Below are 13,373 nucleotides of genomic sequence, written 5' to 3'. Positions count from 1 at the left end.
GGTCTTATTTAAGCTTCCAGCTAGACGAGAGGATAGAAGATATCCCCGATGGGTTAAGCCAAAACCATCTAAGTATCCCCATAAAAAGAAAAATGCCAGTCAGCTTAACTGACTGGCATTAGGCATTTAGCCCCTTTTTTAATGCCTGAAAAACACTCCTCATTAAAGTTACGCTTGTAAACTAAATTAACAAACAATACCTTATTGCTAATAAAACTTTAATTAATAAGGCATAATGCTGCTATTGTTTTAGAATAATCACTAATAATACAAGCTGCTCTTGCGCGTATTGACTCACACTTGGGATCAACCATGACCATAAACATGCGTTTAACGACCGGCTTTGGCGTAATTTTATCAATGATGCTTATTTTAACCATTATTGGCATTTCGCGCGTTAGCCTCATTAATAATAACATTACCCACATGACCGACGTAAACTCGGTAAAGCAGCGTTACGCTATTAACTTTAGAGGCAGCGTACACGACAGAGCGATAGCCGTGCGCGATGTAGTGCTAATTACCGATCAAAGCAGTTTAAGCTCCGTGTTAAAGAGCATAAAAGAGCTAAACGCATTTTACCAAACGTCAAGCCGGTCTATGGCCGAGCTAATGGGTAATATGAATAGTGAAGAACGCGCTTTAATTAATAAAATAAATCAAATAGAGCAGCGCACTCAGCCTTTTATTCAAGGTGTTATAAACGCTAAAAATGCAGGAAACCTAAACGAAGCTGAACGTATTTTATTAACCGATGCGCGCCCTGCATTTACCCAGTGGCTAAATGTTATAAACCAATTTATAAACCTGCAAGAGCAAGCAAATCAAACCACCACTATTGATACTCTCGATATTGCTAGCTCGTTTAAAATTTGGATGATTTCGCTCACCGCACTTGCCTTTTTAATAGGCATAAGCGTTGCGTATGTTATTAGCCAACTGATCAGAAATTCAGTAGGTGGCGAACCACAAGAAGCTGCTGAAGTAATTGCCCTTATTGCGCAAGGCGATTTAAGAGGTGATGTACAGTCGTGTTGCCCAAATAGCATGATGGCTTCTGTAGGGGTGATGCAATCTAAATTAAAAGCCATTGTAGATAGCATTATTAACTCATCTGAAGAGCTTTCTACGCACTCTGCAAGCGTAGCGTCTGGCTCGCAGCAAGCACTTAGTGCCGCTGACGCACAAGTAACTTATACAAACTCGGCAGTAAGCAGCCTAGAAGAAATGAGCCGTAGTATCCATGCTGTAGCCGACTCAGTTAGGCAAACAGAAGATAACTCAAAAATAACCGCACAATTGTCGCAGCAAGGTAGTATTGCAGTGCAAAAAGTAGCGGCCGAAATTGAGCAAATTTCAGTAACCGTAAAAGCGACGGTTACCCAAGTAAACGTGCTGCAAGAACATGTAAAACACATTGGCGATATTTTAAGTGTGATCCGCAGTATTTCTGATCAAACAAACTTGCTTGCACTAAATGCAGCAATAGAAGCTGCAAGAGCAGGCGAAACAGGCCGAGGGTTTGCTGTTGTTGCTGACGAGGTAAGACAACTTGCCCAGCGCACTGGCGACGCAACAGGCGATATTGAAAAGATGATTTTGCAAGTACAAGAAAACACGCAAGCGTCGGTAACAGCTATGGAAACCACAGTACCACAAGTAGAAAATGGCCTAACACTTACTCACGAAGCAAACGAGTTACTGCATCAAATACAGCAACAAGCTAACGATTCATTAAGTAACGTGCTTGAAATTGTTGAATCAACATCAAACCAAGTAGCCACTGTGGCGCAAATTAGTACCGGCGTAGAAGAAATTGCCAGTATGTCCAAAGAAACCAGCATGTCGCTTAACAGTAACGCACAAGAAGCTGTTGCATTAGCTGACCTTTCAAACACACTTAAAAAGTATATTAGCTACTTTAAAGTTTAATTTTTATAGTAAGCAATAAACAAAGGGGCTTTTAAGCCCCTTTGTTGTTTATGTACTTTAATAATAGCGGACTATATACCTGCTAAATCGCGCTCGGTAATACACTCGTCTGAGGCCATTTCAAACTCGCGGCAAACTAATGGGCGGTTTTCGTAAATGGAGCACATAAGCGTATTGCGGTCGAGTGCTTGGCACCAACCGTCGTCAGCGCGTTTCATTACTTCACTGCCCCATTTATCGTATTCAATGTAGTTAAATGGCACGCCGGTGTCGGTTACTATGCGCACTTCTAATTGGCAACAACAGGCTTGGCAGTTAGCACACGTAACGGGCTCTGGGGTAGTAGAAATATTTTCAACGGGGATAACAATATGAGGCATAGTGGCTTACTTTTTTGAATAAGCCACTAGGATACAGTAACTAATTTAACGCGCTAGTAGTTTTGCTTTAATATCGCTGTAACGCATTTGCTCACACAGTGCAAAACCACTCAGCTGGCGTACTTTATTACGCGCAAATAACGGCACACTCATCCCCGCTAAAAAGCGGCATTGGGTTTCAATACCCACATTGTGATTACCTTTGCCTGCCATATGCGCTAAAAATTCATCTACCTTTTGATAAATAAGTTGCTCGTCAATATATGCAGGCTCTATAGAGTATTCAAGCTTAACCGCATGACCTCTACACACACTACAATGCCCACATTGCTCAGGTGCATTTTGATCGTCAAAATAGCGCGCTAAGTTATAGCTTAAGCAACTTTGTAGCTCAAAAAAGCGTACCAGTGCAGCAATACGTTTAATTTCGGCCTGTTCTTTGTCGGTAAAGTAGTCGTGAAGTTGCAGGGCAAGTTCCGGGTTATTTATAACCTCTCCATGCACTTTGTATACTTGGGTAATACGTTTGGTTTCGAGCGTTATTAGGTTTTTTTCGGCTAGGTAGTCAAGCGCTGCCACTACGCGTTTACGATCAACCTGCGCGGCTTGTGTAAGGGAGTCAAAATTTAGCGTGCCCCATATTTTTTTAAAATCGGTATGGCTAAATATTTGCGTTAAAAACGCTTGGCGCTGCTCGTCAAATTGGCTTAGTAGCTCATTTTTATCAACCAAAAACTTGTATTTAAAATCGGCGTAGTAAGCATATTGCGGCGTTATTGCGCCTTGCATTTCTAGCTGTACTAACAAGGTTTTAAGGGCTAGTTGCCTAATATTACTTTCGCTTGAAAGGCTGTATTCTTGCATTTCCCATTGCTGGTCGCTTTGGCGAATATCGTTAATTACGTATTCAATACCGCTAAGCTCTGGGGTGTCGCCGTATACAAAATTTTCGACTGTATTTAGGCCGTCTAGGTTAGCAAGCGTGTAACAGTTTGATGGATTGCCATCGCGCCCTGCTCGGCCAATTTCTTGGCTATAATTTTCAATCGATTTAGGTAAATCGTAATGTATAACAAAGCGAATATCCGATTTATCAACGCCCATACCAAAGGCAATGGTTGCCACCACTACGTTAATTTTACCGCCCATAAAGTCATCTTGAATTTGCCAGCGTAGCGTATCTTCAAGTCCTGCGTGGTAAGCAACAGCATGAATACCTTGCGCACTGAGCGTGTTTGCTACTTGCTCGGCACTTTGCTGCAGCGTTACATACACAATACCCGGGCCACTTTGCGCACGCACAATGTTGGCAAGTTCGGTGTTTTTATCGGCGGTTTTAACACTCAGCACGCTTAAATCTAAATTAGCGCGGTAAAAACCCGTTTGCACAATGCACTCAGGGGCAATAGCAAAGCGCTCTGCCATATCACGTTTTACTTTCTTAGTGGCCGTTGCCGTAAGTAACAACACTAAAGGAATATTAAGCTCTTCGCGGTAACGCGGCAATTTAAGGTAGTCGGGTCTAAAGTTATGGCCCCATTCAGATATACAGTGCGCTTCGTCTACCACTAACATAGAAAGCGCAACTTGGCTTATAAACTCTCTAAAACGCTCGTTTTTAAAACGCTCAACCGACACCATTAATACTTTAATTTTACCGTTTCGCACATCGTTCATTACCGTGCTGCTTTGCATTTGATCTTGGCTCGAATCAAGGCTGGCAGCATAAATACCTTTGCTATTTAAAAAGCTAATTTGATCTTTCATCAATGCAAGTAAAGGCGAAACCACTAAGGTTAAATTTGGTAAATGCAACGCAGTTAGCTGGTAGCACAACGATTTACCCGAGCCGGTCGGAAATATAGCCAACGACGATTGACCATTTAAAAGCTGCTCTATAGTTTGTTGTTGCCCTGTTCTAAACTGGCTAAAACCAAAGTGCTGCTCAAGTGATTGAATTAGTGGCGTGGTCATAAATGTCCTTTTGATGGCTAAACAATAGTCATGCTTATAAAAATGCGGTGTAGATAAAATATTTGCAACTCGGTGTGTATGAAATATTTGCAACTCAGTATACAACAAATAACATTATTTATTGCTGACATCGGTTTTATTTAGGCGCAAACTAGGCACCCATAAAATGAGTAGTAACTACTTGTTGCCAAAATAATTTATTGATACCCAAGTCACCTTAAAAAACTAATAAAAATACAGATCACTTGGGTATATTATTTTTAAGGGCAACGTTATGAGTATTACAATACCTAAAATCGTCGTTATTGGCGGTGGTGCTGGCGGATTAGAACTTGCAACCCAACTGGGGCATAAGCTAGGGAAAAAAAAACAAGCTGATATACTGTTAATAGACAAAAACCGTACCCACATATGGAAGCCGTTACTGCACGAAGTAGCGACAGGCTCTATTGACCCTGATTTAGATGGCGTTGTGTATTCAGCCCATGCCGCAAAACATCATTATCGTTTTCAACTTGGTACCTTTTGCAATATAGACCAAAGCAATAAAACAATTACCCTCTCCCCATTAAACGACGAGTTAGGCCACACTATTTTACCTGGGCGTACAGTTCGTTACGATCACCTTGTTATTGCCATCGGCAGCGTAAGTAACGACTTTAATACCCCTGGTATAAAAGAGCACTGCTACTTTTTAGATTCAAGCCAACAAGCAGAGCGCTTTCAGCACTCATTACTAGATAGCTTTACGCGCCTTCATCAAGACGACAACCAACAGCAATCACTTAATATTGCCATTGTAGGCGGCGGTGCTACGGGTGTTGAACTCTCAGCTGAGCTTTACCATGTGTCTGAGCTATTAAAGCTTTATGGCTTAACAAATATGTCGTCTAAGCGTTTGCATATTCATTTAATTGAAGCCGGCCCGCGTATTTTACCTGCATTACCAGAGCGTATTGCCGTAAGTGCCAAACGCGAGCTATTAAAGCTTGGCGTAAACGTGCGCGAACAAACGCAAGTAAAAGAAGGCACCGCACAAGGCTTTATCACCAAAGATGAAGAACACATTGATGCCGATATAATGGTGTGGGCGGCAGGCGTAAAAGCACCTGATTTTATTAAAGACTTAGGTATTTTTGAGCTTACTCGTAGCAACCAAATTCAAGTAAACGAGTTTTTACAAAGCACCGTTGACGAAAGCATTTTTGTATTAGGCGATTGCTGCGCATTTACCCAAGCCGACGGCAAGCAAGTACCACCACGCGCACAATCGGCGCATCAAATGGCGTTATGCGTCGAAAAAAATCTCATCGCCACGTTAAAGCAGCAACCACTACGCGGCTTTAAATACAGCGACCATGGCTCGCTAGTTAACTTATCGAGCTACAGCACGGTAGGTAACTTAATGGGCAACCTAACCAGCAATACCTTTTTTATTGAAGGTAAAATTGCCCGCTTTATGTATATATCTTTATATCGTATGCACCAACGCGCCATACACGGTAGCGCAAAAACCTTTGCATTATGGATAAGCGAAAAAGTACTGCGAGTAGTGCGCCCTAAAATGAAATTGCATTAAAAGCAAACTGAATTAGCAGCCTATAAAATGGCTTTAATAAATTAATACTTTATTAAAGCCTCTTACACTATTAGTATCTAAAATAGTACCATGTGGATAATTGAAATAGTGAACCTAAAGGATTAACGTTTATGAAAAAAGGACCCCTGGCGCTTATTGCCATTGCTACGGTTGTATTGGCAACTTATATATTTATAGCTCAATCCAGCTCACCAGTAGTAAAGCAAAATTTAAAACCTGCCTCAAATATAGTTCAGCCCAAAATAAAACAACAAAAGCAGATCGTTCAAGCATCCCCACAACAGAAAGTAGTAAAACTAAAACACGAAATTAGCCTTTGTAAAAATAAATCGGCTGATAAAGCATACAAAATAAATGAAATAAACCAATCGCTTACTTTATTTTTTAAAAATGAACTCAACAAAGGTACTTCTGTCGCCGACCTATTAATGTATTCAGGTTTGTACGAGGCATCTTATCAGTCATATACAACGCTACTTAAAGAAGCGATTAAAGATAAACAAAAAAAAGACTATAAAATAATTGAAAGCATAGCTATTTTAGCTGACTGGCAAGGCATTGAAGCTATTCAAAATTTCACCACTGATAAAGTAAAAGAGATGGTGCAGCAGTTAGGTTCGGCTACCCAAAGCCCTGCTGGTTTAACATTTAACGTTCCACTTGATGAAAATGTAAAAAAAGAAACCCTCTATGCACTATTAAACAATTCCGACACGTTTACCACTTATTTGCAGTCGTTTATTCGTATTGAAGGTAGTAATGTTATCTCTCCCGCCACGCTACTTATGCTCAATGCAAATAAACTTTCAATTGACGAATTTGAGCATGTAATCGCAGTAAATCAATTTACGGTAAATGAACTCGCAGTAGCTATAAATAACGGTCTACCTAATGAGTATATTTTTGCGTTAATGAAGCAAGTACCTTCACTTAATGATATGCCTATTTATGACAATTTTACCGTTTTATATAACTTAGCCGATTTAGCTATTAGCCAATTTAATTTACCCTTAGTAAAAGCATTAAAACAAGCAGGAGTCTCGCCAACCAATAAAGCAGGCCTATTTACAGCGTTAGATATTGCCATAATTAATTTACCTAAAAACGGAAACTTAACTTTAGAAGATTTAGATAAAAGTAAGACTGATATGCTGGATTACTTAATCGCCGAAGGATATAAAGCCCATGGTGAGTTTAATTATAAAAATTCATCAGATAAGACTCTACTTTTTGAAAACAAATTTAAATATCAACAAGGTACTTTTATTAGTGAGCAAACAAACCCTTTAAGTTACCTCTACTTTAGCCAAATCTCTATAATTGAAAACTCTATGCTGCCTAGAGTAACTGAGCCAGATAACTCTGAAATATCTCAATTTTTACTAGAGCTACAACATAAAAAAGAAGATCTAGATTCAGCCTCAAGCAATTGTAATCAATTAACAGAAAAGCTGTTTGCAGCCCAAAAGCTCATACGAGATAGTGATGCTTACGACAAAGTGCGCAAAATCGAAAAAGAGTATGGCAGTAACTTTGAAGACGTATTACAAAATATAGACCCTGTTTTAGTTAATTATTGGTGGAACACTCTTGCCCGCCGTACCTCTTCAGATAGAAGCGATAGTGTATTTCGTGAGTATTTAGCTAAAAAAGAATTTCAAAAAGCACATGAATACAGCCAGACAACTCCACTAAATCAAACAGAGACAAACGTGCTATTTATTAGGTTACTTAAGAATCCATATGACTTAGTGCCTATTTGGAATAGTCGAACGCTACCTATCCCTCCAACAGAGTTGGTTAGACTAAGCTGGATTCCGCTTAGTCAATGGCAAGAACTTGCACAACTTGGTTTTGATTTTTCGATTACCGATATACATGGACGCGACGTTTATACACAAGCTGCGTCGTCTTCTGTCGAAGCAGTCCAATTTCTAATTGATAACAAAATACCGACTGTTCCCAGTAAACTTGGCGTAGATATACTCGACTTAGCGCTAGAACAAAGCTACACCAAAGGTGAGTTAAGCCCAATGGTTCCTTTAGCTTTGCAGCTTGTTGAAAAATTTGAACCAAACCACTTTTCTCGCGTTGCCCGATTAAAAATATTTTACCCTGAAGTTTATCAGCAGTTGGTACAACTTAACTCTGCGCTTAAACCATTAGAGGAAACAACGTTAAATAGCTATACTTTTTATAATCACTGATCTTCATAGCAGGCGAGCCATAAATTAGCTCGTCATTACCTGATGAATATTGTCTTTAATTTTTAACATAGTCTGTGTAGAGTATTTAAAACAACTAAGGGAATTGGGTTATGACGGGTAAAACGCTAATTTTTAACTTTGACGGCACAGGAAACGAGCCCCGTGACGCAGAACAGTTTAGCTCAGATCATTTTAAAGAAGACTCTAATATTACCAACATTTTAAAACTGCATTTACTGCTTGGCGGTAAATTAGAAGACTCCCCCATTACTCCTTTTGCTAACCAACTCAGTTTTTATTATCAAGGTATTGGCACTAAAGGCAGCCGCCTTAAACGCATTTTAAACCAAACCCTTGCACCTCGTGGTGACGACGTAGCCAGTATTTTAAATCAAGCATTAAGCGACTTTAAAGCTCACTACCTAATAGGCGATACCATACTGCTAACGGGCTTTAGCCGAGGCGCTGCGCTTGCCAGACGTTTTGCTAAATGTTTAGAGCCCTTAATAAGCAACAACGTGTATGTATGTGTGTTTGATACAGTCGCCTCTATTGGCTTGTCAAAAGTAAGTAAAGCTACACGCGGCGCAGAACACGTTATTTTTGAAAACCACACCATTGCCAACAACATTACTCACGCGCTGCACTGCGTAGCCCTTGACGAAAAACGCCGCGCCTTTGAACCTACACTCATGAACTATCAAAACAATATTACCGAGCTATGGTTTGCAGGTGCGCATTCAGACATTGGCGGTGGTTACTACCGCGATGGCCTAGCCGATATTAGCTTGCGCTATGCACTTGAGTGGTTAATAGAACAACCGCTTAATATATCGTTACTCACTAGCCACGACATAGATTACGAAACCCTACTCCCCGACAGCAACTTAGTAGCACAAGATGACGTAACAGTAACACCCGACCCACTCGCATTAAGTCATCAACAAAATTACTTTTGGTTTAACCCGTTTTTTAAATTAGTAGATAGAGAGTGCTATGTATTAATTGATGACCAAGCCAGCAAACTTGAGCCTTTAGTGCACTACAGCGTAGCCGAACGTATTAATAAACTAACCAGCTATCGCCCAGAATCGCTTAAAAAACTGCATTACAAAATTAGCTACAACGACAACACCACGCTTAGCTTTATTGGTTTAAGCCAACATATAGAACTGGCTAATCAAAACATGAGTGTGCTGAGCATTAACCAAAGCCAAGATATAGTGGTATTTGCCTCTGAACAATACAACGCAACCGGGCTCATGCTAGAGCAAGGCGCTACGTACCGCTTTACCCCATACCCAAATCAATACTGGTTTGACGATGGCATAAAGTGCACGCCATTAGGCTGGAACCGCGACAACGTACAACTTGGCGTAAAAGAAATCCCAATGGCCGTACTCGAACCATTTAGACGATTTCCTCGCGCGCAATGGTTTTCACTCATTGGTGCTATTAATAAAAACGACGACCACCTTTTTGAAATAGCCAACGGCGCCGACATTAAAATAGATAAATCAGGCGAGTTTTGCCCATTTGCAAACGACCTAAGCCGCTTTTACGGCGCTAATGCCGGAAAAATAAAAGTGAAAGTAACGCGGTTGGGGTAAGAGGTACCCGAAGCTTTTAAATTGTAGGTGCGATTTTACATCGCGCAAAAGCGAAGCGTTTAAATTGTAGGCGGGAGTTTACCTCGCGCTTTGGCTTTATAAAAACACCCGCGAGGTATAAAACCTCACCTACAATAATTCAAACACCACACTCAACAAACCCGTAGGTGCGATTTTACATCGCGCTTAGCTCTTATAAAAACACCCGCGAGGTATAAAACCTCACCTACAACAATTCAAACACCCCAATCAACGCTACAAAGCTCACCCAAACACCTGTAGGCGCTCAGCTTGCTCGCGCGAAAAGCGAAGCTTTTAAATTGTAGGCGCGATTTTACATCGCGCTTTGCCCTCTAGTAACTAGATCATTACCCCAATCAACTCTACAAAGCTCACCTAAACACCTATTCGCCTCACATGGTGAGGCGAATAACAATTTATTTGCCTCATGCAATGAGGCGAATAGCAGAGTTAATTGCCTCATTACTTTTAAGCGCTACATAGAACAATAATTCACTTTTCTGTGGTAAAAAATGTATTTATAAGCGAGGTATAAAACCTCACCTACATCATTGCAAACACAACTTTCAACAAAAGCGTAGGTGCGATTTTATATCGCGCTTTGGCTTTTAAATAAGGCCAAGCTAAACACCTGTGGGCGCTCAGCTTGCTCGCGCGAAAAGCTGTAGGCGGGAGTTTACATCGCGCTTTTGGTTTGTAATTTAAAATATATGCGCTTTTAAAGGACTTTTTAACCGCTTAGAATATTCACGATTAAGATTAGGAAGCTGCTTATACATCATCGTTTTTAATTGCTTTTCAGATAGCTTATTACAGAGAAATTCTTGCTCAGCAAGCATTATATTCTTAAGTAACGATCGCCCTGCTTGCGTATCCATTAAAAAGTAAATTGCAGCCCAACTGCTTGCGTACAGCTTACTGGTATCACCTTTTTTCCACGAGTCATCCAAACCCACTAACGAATCAATCGAAAATACACTTTTAGTAATATTGTTATTTTTCGTCCATGAACTATTCGACTCAACAATAGCTGTTTGCATATTACTTTTAGTAAGCTCAAAGTATTCTGCAAATCCCTCATTAAACCATCTAGGGGTGTAGCCTAAAACCGCTTTATTAATGGCATGCACTGCCTCATGTACCGCAGTTCGCATTGCACTGTGTGCATTTTTATAATGAATAAAAGCAGAATTACTCGCGTGAAAATACATACCCGCAGTGTTTGCAGGGTCAGCACTGCGTTGCTTAATTGCGGCCTCATAAGCGCGGCGCGTAGGCAGTACCGTTAAATTAAGCTTTACCTTTTTAAGTGCGTGCACGCCAATAATCTGTCCATATACTTTAAATACAGTATTGAGTTTTATGCGTAACGCTTGGTTAAATGACGAAGGTAAATTAGGCGTATTTAAAGTGAGGTCAAAGTAATCTAGCGGTTCAATAAAACCAGTATCGTAAGTTGCTACCGCAAAATCCGGTTTTTTGTCACTAAAATGCGGCACACCGTCACTGTCTGTCCACGTAAATATATCGCCATTACGTTTATATTTAATCTTCCCTAACGATACATCCACGCAGCGCGTATTGTTAGCTTGCGATAAATGATTATCGGCAGATACTGATGCATTTTGTAAAGTTGCCGAGCTTATATTTTTGAGCTGTTTAGTTGCTAGCGGTTCAGTAGCTATCTGTGACGATAAACTACTATAAATTCGTTTAACCTCGCCTATAGGATCATGATAATTAAATACCCGCCCAGTAAAATGATTAGCAATGAGCGCCGATGCAATTAGCAGCACAAAAAATACAAACACCACGCGTAATTTTGTTTTAAACATATTTATGGGCGCCCTTGCCACTGTGCTTCAAATAACTCTTTTTGTTTACCCCGATACTCGCTACACCATACAAAGTCGTCCGACTCCATCCCTTTTTTGCGGCAACGTTTAGGCAATTTATAAAATTTTGACCAAGCATCAAGCTTAGCGGTATCTTTATAGCTATCGCTGTGCAAAGACATGTTTGATACTTTTTGATTGAGTAACCAATTGCTATTAGGCGTACGAGTTGGGTTAGAAGTAGCCTGATAAGCGCTGCCACTCTTTTTAGGCTTACTGCAGTGATTAGCAAGTAATGTAAATAGCGCTTTATCGCGTGCAGTTAAACGCTCACCTTCTTTATTACTGTAGCCACTTCTAAATTGAGACCGAATAGCTTCGCGCTGCTTTTTAATGCTATCGCATTGGGATTGTGTGTAAGTCTCACCAGCTTGAGGGAAAGTTGTAAATACGCTAATAAATACCAGTGAAATCCATTTAATCATTATTCATTCCCTGAATTAAAACTTTAAAATAGTGTACCTATAAATGCGTAAAAACACATCAACATTACTAATCCAAAAAGCAAAAATTAAACCACCATATTCAACAAAAGCGTAGGCGCGATTTTACATCGCGCTTTGGCTTTTAAATAAGGCCAAGCTAAACACCTGTAGGCGCCCAGCTTGCTCGCGCGAAAAGCGTGGCTTTTAAATTGTAAGTGGGAGTTTATCTCGCATTTTTTAAACTTAAGCAGTATTCTTATTCGGTACTTCAATGATATTCTAAGTAAATACATGATTGAAAGGACGCCTCATGATTCTAAAAGATAAAACCCTCATCAGCAGCAACTCAGCTAAAATACAAGCAGGTCAAAAGCAAGAACTCGACGTTGCCTTTTATTTACGCCGCGCCTTTAAAGATCATAGTCAGGTATTTGTGTTTAACGATGTGAAATTTAAACACAATGGCGAAACCGCACAAATAGACCACCTAATCGCATACACCTATGGCTTTATTCTTATCGAATCTAAAAGCATTACAGGGGAAGTAACGATTAATGAACATCAAGAATGGAGTCGCAGTTATCGCGGTAACTGGCAAGGTATGCCATCGCCAATAAAACAGGTTGAATTACAACTAGCACTATTAAAAAGCCTAATGCGCGACAATGCACCTAACTTACTCACTAAATTATTTGGCAAACTTCAACAGGGGTTTGGTGGCAGAGAGTGGCATAGTATTTGTGCAATATCGAGCAACGCCATTATCAACCGAAAAAACACACCAAAAGCCATTGAAGATCGATTAGTTAAATCAGAATTTATAACTGATAAACTACTCGAAATAATGAAGCTTCCTGCATCTAAACCTAATGCGTTTCACCTTTTTACAACAAACGTTCGACCGTGGTTCAGTGAAGAAACACTCGATAGAATTTGCCAATTTATTTTAGAGCAAAATATATCGCCTAACTTACAAGAACCTTCATATGTATCTGCGGAAATAAGCGAACCAGAATCTGTTTACGATGAGAGTTTAATAGCGGCTGAGCAAACTATTACGGCACAAGTTAAGCCTAAAACTGATCTAATCAAAGAGATAACATTAGCTTGTAAGCAATGTAATAGCTCGACCAATTTGCAGCCTCTTTCTGGACGTTATGGTTACTTTGTGAAATGCGGCAATTGCAGTGCAAATACACCAATGAAATCACCATGCCCTGAGTGTTCAAGTAGCAATACTAAAACAAGTAAACGTAGAGAAAATTACTCTTTAGTATGCAAAGATTGTGAAATAAGTACGCCTATTAAGCTTTAGCACTTGTAGGTGCG

Annotated in this window: 9 protein-coding genes; 5 read left to right on the top strand and 4 right to left on the bottom strand. The window is 40.1% G+C overall.

Annotated features, from left to right (window positions below):
- Positions 1-312 precede the first annotated feature (312 nt).
- Positions 313-1,932, top strand: coding sequence for a methyl-accepting chemotaxis protein (locus I6F45_RS19665; protein ID WP_197161780.1), 1,620 nt, complete (start codon positions 313-315; stop codon positions 1,930-1,932).
- A gap of 71 nt (positions 1,933-2,003) precedes the next feature.
- On the opposite strand, the gene I6F45_RS19660 is transcribed toward I6F45_RS19665, so the two are convergent.
- Both I6F45_RS19660 and I6F45_RS19655 read right to left on the bottom strand, forming a co-directional pair.
- The gene (locus tag I6F45_RS19660) at positions 2,004-2,312 is read right to left on the bottom strand and encodes a YkgJ family cysteine cluster protein (RefSeq protein ID WP_002962790.1); all 309 of its coding nucleotides are present in this window, start codon (positions 2,310-2,312) and stop codon (positions 2,004-2,006) included.
- 45 nt (positions 2,313-2,357) lie between these two features.
- A complete protein-coding gene (locus I6F45_RS19655) occupies positions 2,358-4,286 on the bottom strand; it encodes a RecQ family ATP-dependent DNA helicase (RefSeq protein WP_197161778.1) in 1,929 nt (642 codons plus the stop codon).
- Positions 4,287-4,560: 274 nt separating this feature from the next.
- On the opposite strand from I6F45_RS19655, the gene I6F45_RS19650 reads away from it, so the two are divergent.
- The 3 genes from I6F45_RS19650 (at position 4,561) to I6F45_RS19640 (ending at position 9,703) form a co-directional block, all read left to right on the top strand.
- On the top strand, positions 4,561-5,865 hold the full coding sequence (locus I6F45_RS19650) for an NAD(P)/FAD-dependent oxidoreductase (protein WP_165741260.1): 1,305 nt from the start codon (positions 4,561-4,563) through the stop codon (positions 5,863-5,865).
- A 131-nt stretch (positions 5,866-5,996) separates the two neighbouring features.
- The gene (locus tag I6F45_RS19645; protein ID WP_166419870.1) at positions 5,997-8,093 is read left to right on the top strand and encodes a cupric reductase; all 2,097 of its coding nucleotides are present in this window, start codon (positions 5,997-5,999) and stop codon (positions 8,091-8,093) included.
- A 110-nt stretch (positions 8,094-8,203) separates the two neighbouring features.
- Positions 8,204-9,703 (top strand): phospholipase effector Tle1 domain-containing protein, encoded by a 1,500-nt coding sequence (locus I6F45_RS19640; RefSeq protein ID WP_197161775.1) that lies wholly within the window; start codon positions 8,204-8,206, stop codon positions 9,701-9,703.
- Positions 9,704-10,425: 722 nt separating this feature from the next.
- Here the strand turns inward: I6F45_RS19640 and I6F45_RS19635 are convergent.
- Entirely contained in the window at positions 10,426-11,559 is a 1,134-nt protein-coding gene (locus I6F45_RS19635) for a DUF1570 domain-containing protein (protein WP_197161772.1), read from the bottom strand.
- A gap of 2 nt (positions 11,560-11,561) precedes the next feature.
- On the bottom strand, positions 11,562-12,044 hold the full coding sequence (locus I6F45_RS19630) for a hypothetical protein (protein ID WP_197161769.1): 483 nt from the start codon (positions 12,042-12,044) through the stop codon (positions 11,562-11,564).
- A 310-nt stretch (positions 12,045-12,354) separates the two neighbouring features.
- Between I6F45_RS19630 and I6F45_RS19625 the strand changes: the two genes are divergently transcribed.
- Positions 12,355-13,359, top strand: a complete 1,005-nt coding sequence (locus I6F45_RS19625) for a nuclease-related domain-containing protein (protein WP_197161766.1) — start codon at positions 12,355-12,357, stop codon at positions 13,357-13,359.
- Positions 13,360-13,373: the final 14 nt, after the last annotated feature.

The organism is Pseudoalteromonas sp. SWYJZ19 (genome assembly GCF_015864375.1).
In the GTDB taxonomy this organism is placed as follows: Bacteria; Pseudomonadota; Gammaproteobacteria; order Enterobacterales; family Alteromonadaceae; genus Pseudoalteromonas; species Pseudoalteromonas arctica.
Note: the sequence above shows the minus strand (reverse complement) of the source record. Positions and strands in the feature narration are given on the sequence as shown.

Excerpts from the sequence above, each read along its gene's own strand:
- I6F45_RS19625 (WP_197161766.1), top strand. The coding sequence starts at position 12,355 with ATGATTCTAAAAGATAAAACCCTCATCAGCAGCAACTCAGCTAAAATA.
- I6F45_RS19645 (WP_166419870.1), top strand. The coding sequence starts at position 5,997 with ATGAAAAAAGGACCCCTGGCGCTTATTGCCATTGCTACGGTTGTATTG.
- I6F45_RS19640 (WP_197161775.1), top strand. The coding sequence starts at position 8,204 with ATGACGGGTAAAACGCTAATTTTTAACTTTGACGGCACAGGAAACGAG.
- I6F45_RS19635 (WP_197161772.1), bottom strand. The coding sequence starts at position 11,559 with ATGTTTAAAACAAAATTACGCGTGGTGTTTGTATTTTTTGTGCTGCTA.
- I6F45_RS19630 (WP_197161769.1), bottom strand. The coding sequence starts at position 12,044 with ATGATTAAATGGATTTCACTGGTATTTATTAGCGTATTTACAACTTTC.
- I6F45_RS19660 (WP_002962790.1), bottom strand. The coding sequence starts at position 2,312 with ATGCCTCATATTGTTATCCCCGTTGAAAATATTTCTACTACCCCAGAG.
- I6F45_RS19655 (WP_197161778.1), bottom strand. The coding sequence starts at position 4,286 with ATGACCACGCCACTAATTCAATCACTTGAGCAGCACTTTGGTTTTAGC.
- I6F45_RS19650 (WP_165741260.1), top strand. The coding sequence starts at position 4,561 with ATGAGTATTACAATACCTAAAATCGTCGTTATTGGCGGTGGTGCTGGC.
- I6F45_RS19665 (WP_197161780.1), top strand. The coding sequence starts at position 313 with ATGACCATAAACATGCGTTTAACGACCGGCTTTGGCGTAATTTTATCA.